The sequence below is a fragment of the uncultured Bradyrhizobium sp. genome (assembly GCF_936928535.1).
GTDB lineage: Bacteria > Pseudomonadota > Alphaproteobacteria > Rhizobiales > Xanthobacteraceae > Bradyrhizobium.
Window position 1 is genome coordinate 1 of record NZ_CAKZHY010000094.1, and the last position, 17,125, is coordinate 17,125.

General features: G+C 65.4%; 20 protein-coding genes. 13 read left to right on the top strand and 7 right to left on the bottom strand.

Features of this window, described 5'->3' with window-relative positions:
• Positions 1-173 precede the first annotated feature (173 nt).
• Entirely contained in the window at positions 174-1,103 is a 930-nt protein-coding gene (locus Q0687_RS16380; RefSeq protein ID WP_298878505.1) for a glycine reductase, read from the top strand.
• A 36-nt stretch (positions 1,104-1,139) separates the two neighbouring features.
• A complete protein-coding gene (locus tag Q0687_RS16385; protein ID WP_298878507.1) occupies positions 1,140-2,333 on the top strand; it encodes a CoA transferase in 1,194 nt (397 codons plus the stop codon).
• Between the two features lie 133 nt (positions 2,334-2,466).
• Here the strand turns inward: Q0687_RS16385 and Q0687_RS16390 are convergent, their stop codons facing one another.
• On the bottom strand, positions 2,467-3,027 hold the full coding sequence (locus Q0687_RS16390; RefSeq protein ID WP_298878509.1) for a TetR family transcriptional regulator: 561 nt from the start codon (positions 3,025-3,027) through the stop codon (positions 2,467-2,469).
• Between the two features lie 105 nt (positions 3,028-3,132).
• On the opposite strand from Q0687_RS16390, the gene Q0687_RS16395 reads away from it, so the two are divergent.
• A complete protein-coding gene (locus Q0687_RS16395; protein WP_237863402.1) occupies positions 3,133-3,549 on the top strand; it encodes a Tautomerase enzyme in 417 nt (138 codons plus the stop codon).
• Positions 3,550-3,667: 118 nt separating this feature from the next.
• Here Q0687_RS16395 and Q0687_RS16400 read toward each other — a convergent pair whose 3' ends face one another.
• Positions 3,668-4,432 (bottom strand): SOS response-associated peptidase, encoded by a 765-nt coding sequence (locus Q0687_RS16400; RefSeq protein WP_298878512.1) that lies wholly within the window; start codon positions 4,430-4,432, stop codon positions 3,668-3,670.
• A gap of 61 nt (positions 4,433-4,493) precedes the next feature.
• On the opposite strand from Q0687_RS16400, the gene Q0687_RS16405 reads away from it, so the two are divergent.
• From Q0687_RS16405 to Q0687_RS16420, 4 genes are all read left to right on the top strand, one after another.
• Positions 4,494-4,991 (top strand): hypothetical protein, encoded by a 498-nt coding sequence (locus Q0687_RS16405; RefSeq protein WP_280707953.1) that lies wholly within the window; start codon positions 4,494-4,496, stop codon positions 4,989-4,991.
• Positions 4,992-4,994: 3 nt separating this feature from the next.
• A complete protein-coding gene (locus tag Q0687_RS16410) occupies positions 4,995-5,429 on the top strand; it encodes an NUDIX hydrolase (protein WP_298878514.1) in 435 nt (144 codons plus the stop codon).
• 46 nt (positions 5,430-5,475) lie between these two features.
• Complete coding sequence (locus Q0687_RS16415) at positions 5,476-5,853, top strand: TIGR02301 family protein (RefSeq protein ID WP_298878515.1); 378 nt, start codon at positions 5,476-5,478, stop codon at positions 5,851-5,853.
• 256 nt (positions 5,854-6,109) lie between these two features.
• A complete protein-coding gene (locus Q0687_RS16420) occupies positions 6,110-6,376 on the top strand; it encodes a hypothetical protein (RefSeq protein ID WP_057757219.1) in 267 nt (88 codons plus the stop codon).
• Between the two features lie 39 nt (positions 6,377-6,415).
• Here Q0687_RS16420 and Q0687_RS16425 read toward each other — a convergent pair whose 3' ends face one another.
• The 5 genes from Q0687_RS16425 to Q0687_RS16445 all read right to left on the bottom strand — a co-directional run bounded on the left by Q0687_RS16425 (position 6,416) and on the right by Q0687_RS16445 (position 10,529).
• Complete coding sequence (locus Q0687_RS16425) at positions 6,416-6,736, bottom strand: cupredoxin domain-containing protein (protein ID WP_298878519.1); 321 nt, start codon at positions 6,734-6,736, stop codon at positions 6,416-6,418.
• Between the two features lie 9 nt (positions 6,737-6,745).
• A complete protein-coding gene (locus Q0687_RS16430) occupies positions 6,746-7,279 on the bottom strand; it encodes a DUF4142 domain-containing protein (RefSeq protein WP_298878520.1) in 534 nt (177 codons plus the stop codon).
• A gap of 84 nt (positions 7,280-7,363) precedes the next feature.
• The gene (locus Q0687_RS16435; protein WP_298878521.1) at positions 7,364-8,068 is read right to left on the bottom strand and encodes an RNA polymerase sigma factor; all 705 of its coding nucleotides are present in this window, start codon (positions 8,066-8,068) and stop codon (positions 7,364-7,366) included.
• Positions 8,069-8,144: 76 nt separating this feature from the next.
• Positions 8,145-9,014 carry a sulfurtransferase gene (locus Q0687_RS16440; RefSeq protein ID WP_298878522.1) on the bottom strand — a complete coding sequence of 290 codons (870 nt, stop codon included), beginning with the start codon at positions 9,012-9,014 and terminating at the stop codon, positions 8,145-8,147.
• A gap of 180 nt (positions 9,015-9,194) precedes the next feature.
• Positions 9,195-10,529 carry a dihydroorotase gene (locus tag Q0687_RS16445; RefSeq protein ID WP_298878523.1) on the bottom strand — a complete coding sequence of 445 codons (1,335 nt, stop codon included), beginning with the start codon at positions 10,527-10,529 and terminating at the stop codon, positions 9,195-9,197.
• A gap of 101 nt (positions 10,530-10,630) precedes the next feature.
• Here Q0687_RS16445 and Q0687_RS16450 point away from each other — a divergent pair, with 101 nt between their 5' ends.
• The 6 genes from Q0687_RS16450 to Q0687_RS16475 all read left to right on the top strand — a co-directional run bounded on the left by Q0687_RS16450 (position 10,631) and on the right by Q0687_RS16475 (position 17,123).
• A complete protein-coding gene (locus Q0687_RS16450; protein ID WP_298878525.1) occupies positions 10,631-11,506 on the top strand; it encodes a folate-binding protein in 876 nt (291 codons plus the stop codon).
• Positions 11,503-12,129: a DNA-3-methyladenine glycosylase I gene (locus Q0687_RS16455; protein WP_298878527.1), complete on the top strand. Its 627-nt coding sequence runs from the start codon at positions 11,503-11,505 to the stop codon at positions 12,127-12,129. Before Q0687_RS16450 ends, Q0687_RS16455 begins: the two co-directional genes overlap by 4 nt.
• On the top strand, positions 12,126-12,740 hold the full coding sequence (locus Q0687_RS16460; RefSeq protein WP_298878529.1) for an HD family hydrolase: 615 nt from the start codon (positions 12,126-12,128) through the stop codon (positions 12,738-12,740). The genes Q0687_RS16455 and Q0687_RS16460 overlap by 4 nt, the downstream gene beginning before the upstream one ends.
• Before the next feature lie 135 nt (positions 12,741-12,875).
• Positions 12,876-13,382 (top strand): protein tyrosine phosphatase, encoded by a 507-nt coding sequence (locus Q0687_RS16465; protein ID WP_298878531.1) that lies wholly within the window; start codon positions 12,876-12,878, stop codon positions 13,380-13,382.
• 16 nt (positions 13,383-13,398) lie between these two features.
• Positions 13,399-14,361, top strand: a complete 963-nt coding sequence (locus tag Q0687_RS16470; RefSeq protein ID WP_298878533.1) for an NAD regulator — start codon at positions 13,399-13,401, stop codon at positions 14,359-14,361.
• 47 nt (positions 14,362-14,408) lie between these two features.
• Positions 14,409-17,123, top strand: a complete 2,715-nt coding sequence (locus Q0687_RS16475) for a DUF2339 domain-containing protein (protein ID WP_298878535.1) — start codon at positions 14,409-14,411, stop codon at positions 17,121-17,123.
• The last annotated feature ends 2 nt before the right edge of the window (positions 17,124-17,125 follow it).

Genomic DNA, 17,125 nt, shown 5'->3' on the forward strand with positions numbered 1-17,125 from the left:
CCTCACCCGTCTCGCCGCTAGTGCGGCGAGCCACCCTCTCCCACAAGGGGAGAGGATAGGACAGCGCCGCTCCCCACTGGATTGCAATTCTGTCCTGCGCTTCCCCCTCCCCCGTTGAGCAACCCCAAAACTATCTCTAGTCTGGCTCCAACCAAGAACCAGGAGACGCGCCCATGTCCGCTTCGCGCGACGACGAATTCGGCTTTGCGCCCGACTATGATTCCCCGATTCCCTATATGCAGCGCACGCGGGATTATTACAGCGCAATCGGCTACACCACGCCGTATCGCTGGGCGCATTACACCAGCGCGCCGTTTCAGCCGCTGAAGAAGCCGCTGGCGCAGTCGCGTGTCACCCTCATCACCACGGCCGCGCCTTACGATCCTGCCAAGGGCGATCAAGGTCCGGGCGCGGCGTATAATGGCGGTGCAAAATTCTACCAGGTCTATGACGGCGACACCTCCAAGCAGCACGATCTGCGCATCTCGCACATCGGTTACGACCGCAAGCACACGTCGGCGACCGACAACGGCACCTGGTTTCCGCTGCCGCAGCTGATGAAGGCCGCCGCCGCCGGCCGCATCGGCGAGGTCGCCCCGCGCTTCTTCGGTGCGCCGACCAACCGCAGCCATCGCGTCACGCTCGACACCGACGCGCCGGAGATTCTGGCGCGCTGCCTCGCCGACAAGGTCGACGTCGCCGTGCTGGTGCCGAACTGCCCGGTCTGCCACCAGACCACTGCGCTGGTGGCGCGGCATCTGGAGGCGAATGGCATTCCGACTGTGATCATGGGCTGCGCCAAGGACATCATCGAGCACGCCGCCGTGCCTCGCTTCCTGTTCAGCGACTTCCCGCTCGGCAATTCCGCCGGCAAGCCGCATGACATCGCCTCGCAGGCGCAGACGCTGGAGCTCGCGCTCAAGCTTTTGGAGACCGCAAGCGGCCCGCAGACCACCCTGCAATCGCCGCTGCGCTGGAGCGAGGACGCCTCCTGGAAGCTCGACTACAACAACGTCGCGCAGCTTTCGCCGGAAGAGCTGGCGCGCCGCCGCGCCGAATTCGACAAGCAGAAGGAGATCGCGCGCGGCAACCGCGCCGCCTGACGTCCTCCAATAACAACGATCATCGGGGAGAGAGACGTGACGAGACCGTTCGAAGGCGTAAGGATCCTGGATTTCACGCAAGTGCTGGCGGGGCCTTACGCCAGCTATCAGCTCGCGCTGTTAGGGGCCGACGTCATCAAGGTCGAGCGGCGCGAGGGCGAGGACATGCGACGCACGCCGCTTTCTCGTGAATGGGCCGAACGCGGCCTCGCACCGGCGTTCCAGGCCATCAACGGCAACAAGCGCAGCCTGACGCTGGACCTGCAAAAGCCCGATGCCATCGCGATCGTGAAGAAGCTGGCCGCGCAGGTCGACGTCGTCATGGAAAATTTTCGCCCGGGCGTGATGGACAAGCTCGGCATCGGCTACGAGGCGCTCTCGGCGATCAATCCAAAGCTGATCTATTGCGCGGTGTCTGGCTTCGGCCAGACCGGCCCGGATCGTTTGCGGCCCGGCTATGACGGCAAGATGCAGGCGCTGTCGGGCATCATGGCCATCACCGGTCATCCCTCGACGGGCCCGACGCGCGCGGGCTTTGCCGTCTGCGACGTGCTGTCGGGCGCGACCGCGGCATTTGCGGTATCGAGCGCGCTGTACCAGCGCGACCACACCGGCAAGGGCCAGCTCGTCGACGTCTCCATGCTGGAGGCGACGATGGCGTTTCTGTCCGGCCAGATCGCGGATTGGTCGGTTGCCGGCCATCGCCAGCAGCTGTCGGGCAATCAGGCCGTGAGCCGCAGGACCACGGCGAACTTGTTCAAATGCGGCGACGGCCACATCCTGCTCGCCGTCAACAATGAGAAGCAGTACCGCGCGTTGATGTCCACGCTCGGCCGCGAGGATACGCTGAGCGATCCGCGCTTCGCCGACTGGTTTTCCCGCAACGAGCACGAGCCTGCGCTGCGCGCAATCATCGAGGAAGCGCTTGCGGCAAAGCCGGCGCGCGAATGGGAGACGATCCTCGAGGACGCCGGCGCACCCTGCGCCAGCATCTGGAAGGTCGAAGAGGTGATCGATCATCCGCAGATCAGGGCGCGCGGTGCCATCCAGGAGCTCGACACGAAATATGGTCGCCTGCGCTTTGCCGGCAGCGGCTTCAAGCTCGCGCATGGCGGCGGCAGGCTTGACCGGATGGCGCCGGAGCTGGGCGCGGATACGGATGCGGTGCTGGGCGAGCTCGGCTTTGATGCGGCGGAGATCGCAGCGCTGAGGGCAAGGGAGATTGTTTAAATTGCCGCTCCCGTAGGGTGGGCAAAGGCGCCCTTGCGCCGTGCCCACGATCTCTTTCGGTCATGAAGAATGCGTGGGCACGCTTGCGCTTTGCCCACCCTACGGCACCGAGCTCGTTCGAAGAGCCTGCGAACTAGATCGCCTTCGCCGCAACCTTCGCAGCAGTGAGGATCTCGCGCCTGATGGTATCGTCCTTCACCGCACGCGCCATGTCGGCCGCGCCGGTCAGGATCGCCAGCAGCGCCAGTGCGCGCGGCCGCGCATGCGTGCCGCGAAAACCCTGCGCGACCAGATCTGCCAGGCGCTCCAACTCACCCTGGTAAACGGCGCGCGTCGCCGCATCCGAACGCGCGACATCGGAGGAAAAGCTGGGAAGCGCGCAGGCCTCATCGAGGCCGACCTCCATCCGCGCACCCAGATAGAAATCAATGAAGGGATCACGCCAAGCGCTGCCGTACTGCGCCTGAAACTGGGCAATGCCGCCGCGCAGGAAGGCGAGCCCGTCCGCGACCGCGAGCCGGAACGCATCGGCCTTGGAGTCGAAATGGGCATAGAACGCGCCCGAGGTAAGGCCCGCCCCCTTTGCGAGCGCGTCCACGCCAGCGCCGCCGAATCCGCCGGTACGGAAGCCGCGCCCGACGGCATCCGCCAGCCGCGCCCGCGCGTCACCATCGCTCTTCTTCGGTCGTGCCATCGCCGATCACCTCTCGATAGCGATCGTTATATTATGCTTGACGAGATAACGATCGTTATGTTTCATATAACGACCGTTATCTTACGGTTCAAAGGGAGACTTCACATGCCTATCCAGATCATCGTTCCCGAAGGTGCGCTGACGCCGTCAGGAGAAGCCGAGGCATTCGGCAAGCTGACCGAGTTGCTGCTGCGGCTGCACGGCCTTACCGGCAACCGCTTCATGACGCCGAACGTGATCGGCGAGGTGACCGTGGTACCGAAGCGGCGCACCTATTCCGGCGGCAAACCCGCGGACATCGCCGTGTTCGAGCTCAAGGTGCCGTCATTCGTGCTCCCGACACAGGAGCTGAAAGACGCCTGGATTTCCGAGGGAACTGCCATCATCGAGAAAGCCGCCGAGGGGCGCATCAGGCGCGAGCACATTTTTGCGAATGTCAGCTACGCCGTCGATGGTGGCTGGGGGATCGGCGGCGAGGCGTTCAGCAACGCCGCGCTCGGATCGGCAGTCGCCGCGGCTTAAAGCGAACAAGTCTAGCTCTCGTAGGGTGAGCGAAGCGAAGCGTGCCCACCATCGCGCATTGAATAAAGAGATGGTGGGCACGGCGCTTTGCGCCTTCGCCCACCCTACGGTACCTGAGCTAGAACAATGAACCCTGCCCGTCATCTGATGACGCAGCCGCAACTTTCCGCACCGCCTTTTTCGGCTTCGCAGCCTCGGCTTCAGCCTCCATCTCCTCCGCGCTGATCGGCAGGAGCAGTTGCTCATCGTCATTGGCGACGCGGTTGACGCGGGTGGAGACCGGGTGCCAGGCGAACTCGCCGACGCGCGGCGCCCTCATCAGTGGCAGGATCGAATCGATCTCGTCGCCACGGCAATCGAGCCAGCGCTCGAAATCGCGCGGGCTGATGGTGACAGGCACGCGGTCATGCAGCGTGGCGAGGTCTTCGCCCGCGGCAGCCGTGACGATCGCGACCGTATCGAGCTCCTCGCCGTTCGGCCCGATCCAGGTTTCGAACACCGCGGCAAAGCCCAGCGGCGCACCGTCGGCGTGATGGATGAAAAACGGCTGCTTGCGGCCGCCCTCTGCTTTCCATTCGTAATAGCCGTCAGCCGGGATCAGCCCACGACGACGCCGAATCGCTTTTTTGAACGCGGGCTTTTCCAGCACCGTCTCGGAGCGGGCATTGATCAGCAGCGTGAATCCCTTGGGGTCTTTGACCCAGCTCGGCAACAGGCCCCAGCGCATCAAGCGAAAATGGCGCGCGCCATTCTCCACCAACACGACCGGAATCGGTTGTGTCGGCGCGACATTGTACCGGTACGGGAAATTCGGCTGCTCGATATAGCCGAACAGTTGCCTTAAGGCCGCGGGGGCCGAAGTTATGACGAAGCGTCCACACATCCTTGCGCCAATATAGGGTCCGTTGAGGTCCTTTTAACCCCGAACGTTAACACTGCGGCCAATGAGCTCAATGGCCTCCCAACCCGCGACGCGCGCACAGACGGGCCCCGAGGCCGTGGCCTGGGCTGAGCGGCTGCGCGTGGCCAACATCAACCCGCGAACCGGGCTTGCCACCGACTATCTCAACCATTTCAATGAAGCCGTGATGCTCCTGGAGATGATCCCGGACATGCCTGAATGCGCCGAGGATTTTCTGACCTGGTCGCCGCTGTCCTATGCCGAGCATTTTACGGCGTCGAATTTCAAGGCGCGGGATCTCGCCATCGAAGCCTATGAGAAGGCCGAACCGTCCGTGCGCGCCCAGTTCGACCACATCACCGACACCATGACCTCGATCCTGACAGCGGTCGGCTCGGCCATGCGGGAGGTCGAGAAGGACACGACCCGCGTTCGGCTGGCCGAGCAGGCGACGGCTTGGGTCAAGCCGCTGATCGCAGCTTGCGGCGGCATCATCAACGGCGGCGCAGAAGCCGACGTCGACACCATCATGGCGAATTGAGCCGTGCCTGCGGTCATTCAGCCCACCCATCCGCAGATCGCCGTCAGCGCGGCGATCTTCCGCGACGGCAAGGTGCTGCTGACGCGACGCGCCCGATCCCCCGCCAAGGGCTTCTATTCGCTGCCCGGCGGCCGGGTCGAATTCGGCGAATCGCTGCATCAGGCCCTGAGCCGCGAGGTCGACGAGGAGACCGGGCTCGCCATCGAGATCGTCAGCCTTGCCGGCTGGCGCGAGGTGCTGCCGGCCGCACCCGGTGCCGGCCATTACCTGATCATGTCCTTTGCCGCCCGCTGGGTGGCACGGGAACCGTCCCTGAACGACGAACTCGACGATTTCAGGTGGATCGCCCCGGACGCGCTGGCGAGCCTTCAAGACCTCAAGCTGACCGGGGGGCTGGAGGAGATCATCCACTCCGCCGCCCGCCTGATCGGCCCCTGACGGCCCGCCTTGCGTCCACAGCCCTGAGGGGGCATACAGCCCGCCGATGTCGACGCGATTGCTGGCCATTTTTGCCCTGATCCTCGCCTGCGCCTCTGCGCCCGCCCGGGCTCAGGACGCGGCAGCGCCGTTCGACGGCGATTTGCAGCGGCTGGCCGAGATCCTCGGCGGCCTGCACTATCTGCGTGGCATCTGCGGCTCCAACGAGGGCAGCAAATGGCGCAGCGAGATGCAGGCGCTGATCGATGCTGAAACTCCGGCCGGCGAGCGCCGCACCCGCATGATCGCCGCCTTCAATCGCGGCTATAACGGCTTCCAGCAGACTTACCGAAGCTGCACGCCGGCGGCGACGGTGGCGATCCGCCGTTACATCGAGGAAGGCTCGAAGATTTCGCGGGATCTGACGGCGCGTTACGCGAACTAGAGTCTCTCTTGGTCATTCCAGGGCGCGACGAGGTCGCGAGCCCGGAATCTATTCATCCACCGTCAACGCCGGCCAATGGATTCCGGGTTCGCGCTACGCGCGCCCCGGAATGACGGAGGGCGGGAACCCTGTCATCGACTTTGTTCACAGCCGTTAACCGTTCTTAAAGATGTGGCCTAGCGGTCGTTAATGCGCGTGCTAAACCTTCTCGCGCAGCGCATCGCCGTGGATCGCGCCCCAGCCCTGATCGAGTTTCATGAGCCAGCCGATTTCCTACGCCCCCGCCCGCGCGCCGCTGCCCGATCACGAGCAGAAACAGGCCGCCCTGAGCTACCTGAACGAGGCCTGGGCCGAAGCGCGCCATGACGGCGTCGATGGCGATTGCCTCGCGCAGGCTAGCCTGTTCGCGGCGCTTGCCGAACTCGTCGGCACCTACGGGGAGGACGCGGTGGCGAAATTCGTCGAGGGCTTTCCCGCCCGCATCCGCAATGGCGAGTTCTCGGTCAGCCTCGCACGGCAGTAAGCCGCGCTTCGAAATAGACCCCGCCTCGCGGGCAGGGTCTCAAGGCTCGACCTTGAGCGTCGCTTTCATGTTGGGATGATAGCGACAGTAATATTCGACCGTTCCAGCCTTCTTCAGAACTGACGTCGCCGACTTGTTCGGCGGCAGCGTCACGTCGAAATCGCCATTCTTCGCGGTGGCGGTGTGCGCGAAGGCGTCCTTGTTGACCCAGGTGATGGTGTCGCCGACCTTCGCCGACATTTCGGCCGGTGAGATCACGAGATTCTCCATCGTGATCTCGATGGTCGCGGCGTGCGCCGGGACTGAGATCGACAGCAAGGCGGCTGCAAGCACGCTCGCAGCGAGGCGTCCCGGCGTCATCGCACGCTCCTACTTCAGCTGGGCCGCGACATGCTCGGCGTGCTGCTGATGGCCCTGAAATATCTTCAGGCCCGTTTGCAGCAGGCTCTTCAGCTCGGCATTGCTGGCGGAAGGAATGAGCTGGGTCTCCAGCGCACCATTGACCGTCTTGTGGTAGGCGACCTCATTGGCGACATAGGCCTTGTCGAACGCAGCGCCATCCAGCTTGTCGAGTTCGGCCAGCTCGTCGCTTGCCTGCTTCGACAACGCCTTGCTGGTGTCGTTATCCTCGGGCGTGACGTTCAGCTTCTTGACCAGCGCGAGCGCCTGCTTGTTGACCGCCTCATGGTCGCGCAGCATGTCCGCGGCGAATGCCTTGACGTCCTTGTTCCTGGCCTTCTTCTGCGCCTGCTTGGCCGCGTTGATATCGATCACGCCCGCGGTGTAGGCGATGTGGGCGATCTGCGGGTCGGTGAGCTTGTCGGCCGCGCGCGCAGCTTGCAGCAGCACGGGGCTGGACAACAGAATGGCTGCGGCGAGCGCCGCGCTCCAACGGATGAACATGGTTTGACACTCCTGTGCTGCCGATTTGCCGGCGTTGCTTCACAGGAATTGGATGGGCGCTTCGCGCAAACGTTCCCGAAAAAATCAGCCGCCGCTTCCGAGGCGCTCGAGCACCGCCTCGGTCAGCCGCTCGCAGCGCCAGCCGGCGAACGGAAACGCGTCCATCATGACAGGGCCGATCTCCTTCTCGACGATCTCGCGCAGCATGGTGCGGGCGCGGTGCAGCCGGGTCTTCACCGTCTCCGGCTTCACGCCGAGCAGATCGGCGGTCTCCTCGATGTTCATTCCCTCCATGACGCGTGCGACGAAGACCATACGGAATACTTCCGGCAATTCGTCGATGGCGCGCTCGACGACGCGCTGGATTTCACGTTGGGCCATGGTCCTTTCCGGATCGCCTGCGGGAGAAACGGGAAATTTGATGATCTGCGCCGCGAGCGCGGCTTCGCCGACCGTGCCAAGCTCGACATGCGGCCGGGCGCTGCGCGCCCGGCCCAGCGCCTCGTTGATGGCGATGCGGGACAGCCAGGTCGACAGCGCGGACTCGCCCTTGAAGCCGTCGAGATGGGTGAAGGCGCGGACATAGGTCTCCTGCACCACATCCTCAGCCTCGCTGTCGCTGCGCAGGATGCCGCGCGCGAGCCGATAAAGCCTGCGGTTGTTGGCCTGCATGATCTCGCGCAGCGCAGCCTCATCCCGGCTCCGCGCGCGGTTGATCAGCTCGGCCTCCGACGTCCTGACGTCCCGGGTCTTGGCGCCGGCGGACAGGCCGGCTGCGGTCCGTGGCATGGCGATTACCTGCTCATTCTCGGTGGTTCTGGACATTGGATGCGGGCCTGCAGAAAAGGTTCCCGTTTTCTTGCTCCTAATCCGTCTCGATCGGCAGCGACAAGTCCCTCGCCCACTCACCCATGGAGGCATCGTAGAGCGTCAGCTTGTCGTAGCCGAGTTGCACCAGCATCAAGAGGTCGATCGTCGCCGAAATACCGCCGCCGCAATACAGGATCACGTTCTTGTCGCGCGTGACGCCTGACGCGGTGAATTTCGCTTCGGCATCGGCGAGCGTCGTCAGCGTCTTGTCGGCCTTGAGAAGCGTTGCAGCCGAGACGTTGACGCTGCCGGGCACGCGGCCGGGCCGACCGTAACGGCTCGGCTCGAGTCCCCGGTGAAATTGCGGCCCGAGCGCGTTGACGGTGACGGTCGCGGGATCGCCGATCCGCGCTTTCACGAAATCCTTGTCGACGAAGAAGCCGGCGCGCGGGCTCGCCTTGAAGGTCGTCGCCGGATAGCCCTTCGGCGCACCTGTCTCGACCGCCCGTCCCTCGTCCTTCCATTTGTCAAAACCGCCGTCGAGCACGCGCGCGTCGACGCCGAGCGAACGCAACATCCACCAGAACCGTGTCGACCACATCATGGTGCCGATGCTGTAGAGCACGATGGTCTTGCCGGCATCGAGCCCGTGACGGCGGAAGGCGGCCTCGAGTTGGGCGACACCGGGCATCATGAAGAACTGCTGCGCGGAGGTGTCCGAGAACTCGCCTTGCAGGTCGAGGTAATCGGCACCGGGGATATGGCCGGCGGCGAACGTCTTGTCGCCGGGGACGGCACGGTACGGCACGTCGCTTCCCGGCGGGACCGGCTCGTTGTAGGTGGTGCAGTCGTAAAGGCGGAGGTTGGGATCGTCGAGGATAGCGGCGAGTTGCTCGGTGGTGATGAGGGGTGATGGCTGGGACATTGGACTCTCCCAATTTGAGCTTGCGTTTCGAGGCACACTGTCATTGCCCGCGACGGCGGGCAATCCAGTATCCCAGAGGCGGCACTGGTGTACTCCAACCATCGCCACGGAGTACTGGATGCCCCGGTCTATACATCGAGCCGGGGCATGACAGCAGAGCAAGAAGCTGAACCCAGCTTCCTACTGCTTCAGCGTCTCCAGAAACCGCACCGGCGCGCCCTGCGAGGCCGTCACCAGTTCGCCCTGCCACATCACGCGACGGCCGCGGATGAAAGTGCCGACGGGCCAGCCTGTCACGCGGACGCCGTCATAGGGCGTCCAGCCGGCCTTGGACGCGACCCATTTGTTGGTGATGGTCTCGCTGCGCTTCAGATCGACCACCGTGAAATCGGCGTCGTAGCCGGCGACGATGCGGCCCTTGCAGGCCATGTTGTAAAGACGCGCGGGGCCGGCGCTGGTGAGATCGACGAACCGTGCCAGCGAGAGCCGGCCCGCATTGACGTGATCGAGCATCAGCGGCACCAGCGTCTGCACGCCGGTCATGCCGGAGGGCGAAGCCGGATAGGTCTTCTGCTTCTCTTCCAGCGTGTGCGGGGCGTGGTCGGAACCGAGCACGTCGATGATGCCCTGCTCGATGCCGCGCCAGATGCCGGCGCGGTGGTCGGCGCCACGCACCGGAGGATTCATCTGCGCCAGCGTGCCGAGCCGCTCGTAGCATTCAGGCGCGACCAGCGTGAGGTGATGCGGCGTTGCCTCGCAGGAGGCGACATCCTTGTGGTCGCGCAGGAACTCGATCTCTTCCTTGGTCGAGATGTGCAGCACGTGGATGCGTTTTCCCGTCTCATGCGCGAGCTTGACCAGGCGCTGCGTCGCCATCAGCGCCGCGGTCTCGTCGCGCCAGACCGGATGCGAGCGCGCATCGCCCTCAATACGGAGGGATTTGCGGTCGTTGAGACGATACTCATCCTCGGCATGGAACGCGGCGCGGCGGCGGATCACCTGAAAGATCCGGCGCAGGCTCTCGTCGTCCTCGACCAGCAGCGCGCCGGTCGAGGAGCCGATGAAGACCTTGACGCCCGCGCAGCCCGGCGCGCGCTCAAGCACCGGCAGGTCCTGCACGTTCTCGCGGGTGCCGCCGATGAAGAAGGCGAAATCGCAGTGCATACGATGATGGGCACGCTTGATCTTGTCGGAGAACGTGGCCTCCGTCACCGTGAGCGGCGAAGTGTTCGGCATCTCGAACACGGCGGTGACGCCGCCCATCACGGCGCTGCGCGAACCGGTCTCGAGATCTTCCTTGTGCTCCAGCCCGGGCTCGCGGAAATGCACCTGCGTGTCCATCACGCCGGGCAGGATGTGCAGGCCCTTGCAGTCGATCACCTCGGCGGCGCTCGCTTGCGACAACGGGCCCAGCTCGGCGATGCGGCCATTGACGATGCCGATATCGCGAACGCCCTCGCCGTCCTGGTTGACGACGGTGCCGCCCTTGAGGATCACATCGAAGCGCTGGGTCATGGCTGAAGGCCTCTCTCATCCCCAAGCGCAGGGCTTGAGGTCTTGTCGTTTATGCCTTGCGGGCTTACGTTCCGGAGCAACATGTCGCAAGAGATTTTCGCATGAAATCAGCGTTTCTTCCCGACCGGGGCGTGATCAAGGTCGCGGGCGAGGACGCACGCAACTTCCTCAACGGCCTCATCACCACCGACGTCGACAGGCTCAAGCCGGGCCTTGGGCGATTCGGCGCGCTGCTGACGCCGCAGGGCAAGATCGTCGTGGACTTCCTGATCACGGAAGCGCCCGCCGGCCATGGCGGCGGGTTCCTGATCGACTGCCCCAAGCCGCTGGCCGATGGCCTCGCCACCAAGCTGAAATTCTACAAGCTGCGCGCCAAGGTGACGGTGGACAACCTCGATCTCGGCGTGCTCGCGGCCTGGGATGGCCAGCCTGCCGCACAGCCGGATCTCGCCTTCGCCGATCCCCGCAACGCCGCGCTCGGCACCCGCATCCTGATCCCGGAAGATCTCACGCGGAAGCTGTCCGATTTGATCGGCGCCGAGCTGGTCGATGCCTCCGAGTACGAGGCTCACCGGATTGCGCTCGGCGTGCCGCGCGGCGGGCTCGATTTCATGTACAGCGATGCGTTCCCGCACGAGACCAATATGGACCGCCTCGCCGGCGTCGATTTCGACAAAGGCTGCTATGTCGGCCAGGAGGTCGTCTCGCGCATGCAGCATCGCGGCACCGCGCGCACCCGCAGCGTGAAGGTGCTGCTCGAGGCTTCCTCCCCCGAGGTCGGCGTCAGTGTCATGGCCGGCGACAAGTCCGTCGGCACGATGGGCTCGTCGGCGAATGGCAAGGGCATCGCGCTGGTGCGTCTCGACCGCGTCGCAGACGCGCTCGACGCCGGCCAGGCGCTGACGGCTGGCGGACTCACGCTGAAGCTGGCAGAACCCGAAATCGTTCGCATTCCCGCAAAGCAGCCACTCGCATGAGCCGTGCTCCCCGCCTGCATCCCGACGGAAAGACCCGCTGCCCCTGGCCGGGCGAAGACCCGCTCTATGTCGCCTATCACGACACCGAATGGGGCGTGCCTGAATTTGACGACCGCGCACTCTTTGAAAAGCTGATCCTCGACGGCTTTCAGGCCGGCCTGTCCTGGATCACGATCCTGCGCAAGCGGGACAATTTCCGCAAAGCCTTCGACGATTTCCAGCCGGAGAAGATCGCGCGCTACACCGACAAGAAGGTGCACGCGTTGATGAACGACGCCGGCATCGTGCGCAACAAGGCCAAGATCGACGGCGCGATCCTCAGCGCGAAGTCCTATCTCGACATCATGGAGAAGGGCCCCGGCTTCTCGAAGCTGCTCTGGGACTTCATGGATGGCCGTCCCAAGATCAACAACTTCAAGACCACGGCCGGCGTGCCGGCCTCGACGCCGCTGTCGACGCAGATCTCGAAGGAGCTGTCCTCGCGCGGCTTCAAGTTCGTCGGGCCGACCATCGTCTATGCCTTCATGGAAGCGACCGGCATGGTCAACGACCATCTCGTCGACTGTCATTGTCACGCGAGCTGCAGCAAGCTGCAGCGCAAGCCGCGCCTCAAGGCCAAATGACGGCCAGGAAAACGTCACGTGGTGCAGAGTCGCGCGCCTGGCAGCGCATGCTGTCGGGCCGGCGGCTCGATCTGCTCGATCCCTCTCCGCTCGATATCGAAATCGCCGACATCGCGCACGGGCTGGCGAGGGTAGCGCGCTGGAACGGGCAGACCACCGGCGCGCATATCTTCTCGGTGGCTCAACACACGCTGCTGGTGGAGACCGTGCTGCGGCACGAGATGCCACGCGTGGATACGCGCATGCGGCTTGCCGCGCTGCTGCACGATGCGCCCGAATATGTGATCGGCGATATGATCTCGCCATTCAAGGCCGTGCTCGACGGCCATTACAAGGCGGTGGAGAAGCGCCTGCTCGGCGCCATTCACATCCGCTTCGGCCTGCCGCCCGAGCTGCCCGAGGAGATCACTCTGGCAATCAAGGCCGCCGATCGCGGCGCAGCGTATCTGGAGGCGACCGAGCTCGCCGGCTTCAGCGAGAGCGAGGCGAGGCGCCTGTTCGGCAAGGACCCGGGCCTCTCCGAGGGTATCAGGCGCGACTATCTGACGCCGTGGACGGCGGCGCGGGCCGAGAAGCAGTTTCTGGAGCGGTTTGGCGCCGTGTTTGCGTAGACCTCGTGGGGTGGGCAAAGCAGCGCGTGCCCACCTGACAGAGCGAGGATACGCAATTGCGAGATCGTGGGCACGGCGCTTTGCGCCTTTGCCACCCTATGAGCGCTCGTTATAATCGCCGCAAAAAGGTCCACCATGATCCACGTCTGCTCGCTCGCCGCCCTTCCCGAAACCGTTCGCCGCACCGGGGCCAGCCACGTGCTGACCGTGATGGCCAATGTCGAGCAGGTGGCGCGGCCGGTGTCGGTGCTGCCGGCCAATCATTTGAAGGTGTCGATGGACGACATCATCGAGGAAATGGACGGCTTCGTCGCGCCCTCCGAGAGCCACATCGACCAGGTGCTGAATTTCGTGCGCGGCTGGGACCGCGCTGCGCCGCTGGTGGTGCATTGCTATGCCGGCATCAGCCGCTCCACGGCGAGCGCGTTCGCAGCCGTCTGCGCGCTCAATCCTGATCGCGACGAGATCGAGATCGCCAAGAAGATCCGCGCGGCCTCCCCGATCGCCTCGCCGAACCGCCGCATCGTCAGCCTGGCCGACCGCGCGCTCGGGCGCAACGGCCGCATGCTGCGCGCGCTCGACGAGATGGGCCCGGGCGAGATGCTGGTCGAAGGCCGCCCCTTCGTGATCGAGCTCGAATGACATCAGCGATCGCCGCATGAGCGACAAGCTGCTGACGCCGATCGAGATCGGCCTGACTGCCGCGATCGTCGCGATCGAGGATCACGAGCCGCTGGTGCTCACCGCGCGCGGCGCTGACGGGCTCGCCGGTCTGCCGTTCGGCCCGTTCGATGCGCCGAGCCATCGCACCTTCGAGATCGGCCTGCGGGCCTGGGTCGAGCAACAGGCGGGATTGCGCCTCGGCTATGTCGAGCAGCTCTACACGTTTGGCGATCGCGGCCGTCATGCCGAGGCCGGCGACACCGGCGCGCACATGGTGTCGATCGGCTATCTCGCGCTGACGCGCGGCGCCGAGAAAGCCGCCAATGCCGCGAGCTTCGAGCCCTGGTATCGCTTCTTCCCCTGGGAAGACCGGCGCGAGGCGCCGCCTGCGATCATCGCCCGTGACATCATCCCGGCGCTGACCGCGTGGGCCGAAGAGGAGACGCCGGAAACCTCACGCGCATTGCCACGCAAGGATCGCGTGCGGTTCTATTTCGGCCTCGACGGTGCGGCCTGGGACGAGGAGCGTGTGCTCGACCGCTACGAGCTCCTGTACGAGGCCGGCCTCGTCGAGGAGGCGCGGCGTGACGGGCGCCCCGCGGCACTGGCGCGCAAGGTGCTGCCCGCGCTCGGCACCTCCATGCGCTTCGACCACCGCCGGATCCTCGCCACGGCAATTGCCAGGCTGCGCGCAAAGCTGAAGTATCGTCCTGTGGTATTTGAACTTTTGCCCGCCGAGTTCACACTCACTGAGTTGCAGTATACGGTGGAGGCGATCTCCGGCCGGCATCTGCACAAGCAGAATTTTCGCCGTCTGGTCGAAACCGAGGCGCTGGTCGAACCAACCGGCGTGATGTCGACACAGACGGGCGGGAGACCGGCGGCGCTCTATCGCTTCCGCCGCGACGTGCTCCAGGAACGGCCGGCGCCGGGCTTGCGCGTACGCTCCCGGCGCTAGATCAGAGATTGCGGTCGGCCCCTGCCTGCCGATTGCCAGGAGGCCCCATGTTCGACGCCCCGTTCGACGTCTTCGCAGTGATGTTTGCGATCGCCGCGTTCCTGATCGCGCTGAAGGCGTCGAACCAGGCGACCGAGCTGCGCCGTCGGCTGGGCTCGCTGGAGGCCGCGCTGCAGGCACAGCGACAGGTCCAGCCGCCCCCACCGTTGCCGGTGCAGGAACCTCCAGGCACGCCCGCGACACCTGCGGCAGAGCCGCCGCCGCTTGCGCCGGAAGCCGAGACCGCGCCGCCGCTTCTCACCGAGGAGGCTGCGCCACCCCCGCTGCGAGCAAGCACCGAAGCCGGCCCCTCCGCCGATGCGCCGCCACCGCCATTGCCCGCGCCTGCCCCCGGTTTCGAGGAACGGCTCGGCACCCGCTGGGTGGTATGGATCGGCGGGCTGGCGCTCGCGCTCGGCGGCTTCTTCATGGTGCGCTATTCGATCGAGGCCGGTCTTGTCGGCCCCGGCGTGCGCGTGTTTCTCGGTGGCCTGTTCGCGGCCGCGCTGCTGGGGGCCGGCGAATGGACGCGGCGCAAGGAGAGCATCTCCAATATCCAGGCGCTGCCGATCGCCAACATCCCCGCGATCCTCACCGCTGCAGGAACCGCGGTGGCATTTGCGACCGTCTATGCGGCCTACGCCCTCTATGGCTTCCTCGTGCCCGCCACCGCTTTCGTGCTGCTCGGCATCGTGGCGATGAGCACACTCGCGGCTGCATTGCTGCACGGGCCGGCGCTCGCGGGCCTTGGCGTCGTCGGCGCCTTCGCCACACCCGTGCTCGTCTCCAGCGGCAAGCCGGACTATTGGGCGCTCTACATCTATCTCGCCATCGTCACCGCCGCGAGCTTCGGGCTCGCCCGCATCAGGCTGTGGCGCTGGCTCGCAGTCACGACGATCGTCTTCGCCGTGCTCTGGATCTTCCCGGGCCTCGATACCGGTGACCTGCAGGTCGCGCCGCATGCGTTCCACGTGATGTCAGGCTTCTTGCTCGCCGCGCTGCTCGTGGTCTGCGGCTTCATGTTCGGCCCTGATATCGAGGGCGGACAGATCGAGCCGGTCTCGTCGGGCGCGCTCGGCGCCTATCTGTTCGGCGCGATGTTGATCGTGTTGTCGAGCGCACATGCCGATCTGTCGCTGATCGCCTACACGTTGCTCGTTGCGGCCACGCTGTTCGTCGCCTGGCGCGCAGAAGCTGCCGCCGGCGCGCTGGGCGCGGCGGCTGCGACCGTGTTCATCGTGTTCGCCGAATGGGCCGTGCGCGCCAACCCTGACATGCTGGTGCTGCCGGGCGGCCCGATGCCGGGCATCACGCCGACCGCGACCGACAGCGCGGTGACGCAGCATCTGGTGATGGCCGCTGTCTTCGCCGTCGGTTTCGGCCTCGCAGGCTTCTTTGCGCAAGGTCGCTCGAATTCGGCGATCATTCCCGTGGTGTGGTCGGCAGCAGGTGTCGCGACGCCCATCGCGATCCTCATCGCACTCTACGCCCGCATTGCCCATCTCGACCGCTCGATCCCGTTCGCGATCCTCGCGGTGCTGCTGGCCGCTGCCTTCGGCGCTGCGACGGAACTGCTGACCCGCCGCGAAACCCGGCCGGGCCTTGCGATCTCGACGGCGCTATTCGCGACCGGCACGCTCGGCGCGCTGGCACTGGCGCTGACCTTCGCGTTGGAGAAGGGCTGGCTCACCATCGCGCTCGCGCTGATGTCGCTCGGCACCGCCTGGATTGCTCTGCAGCGGCCGATCCCGTTCCTGCGCTGGCTCGCCGCCATCTTCGCCGGCATCGTCACCGCGCGCGTCGGCTATGATCCGCGCATCGTCGGCGATGCGGTCGGCACTACGCCGATCTTCAATTGGCTGTTGTGGGGTTATGGCCTGCCGGCCGCCTCGTTCTGGGGGGCAAGCATCTTCCTGCGCCGCAGGGGCGACGATCCGCCGCTGCGCATAGTGGAGACGGCCGCGATCCTGTTCACCGCGCTGCTCGCCTTCATGCAGGTCCGCCATCTCGCGACCGGCGGCGACATGATCGCATCGCCCTCGCTGCTCGAGGCCGCCTTGCAGGTCTGCGTGGCGCTGGCGATGGCGATCGGATTGGAACGTTTGCAGCTGCGCAGCCACAGCATCGTGCACAATGTCGGTGCGATCGTGCTCACGGGTATCGCCGGCTTCATCAGCGTGTTCGGCTTGCTGTTCCTGGAGAATCCGCTGCTGTGGCACATCGATGTCGGCGGCGCCGTGTTCAACCTGCTGCTGCTCGGCTACGCGCTGCCTGCGGTGCTGATGCTGCTGCTCGCTTATGCCGCGGCCGGCGCACGCGGCAAGGTCTATGCGAACACGATCGCGGGCGCCGCGCTGGTGTTCGCGCTCGTCTACCTGACGCTGGAGATCCGCCGCTTCTATCACGGCCCGTTCCTCACCAGCGGCGAGACCACGGGGGCCGAGCAATATACCTATTCGATCGGCTGGCTCGGCTTCGGCGTCGTTCTGCTCGGCATCGGCATTCTCGCCAACTCCGAGCGGGCGCGGCTGGCGTCCGCCGCCGTCATCGCGCTGACGATCCTGAAGGCCTTCGTCATCGACATGTCGACGCTGACGGGCGTTTATCGCGCCCTGTCGTTCATGGGCCTCGGCATCGTGCTGGTCGCGATCGGCTGGCTCTACCAGCGCATCCTGTTCCGGCGGCAGCTGGCGCCACCGCCGGCTCCACAGGCAGGAAGTTGAAG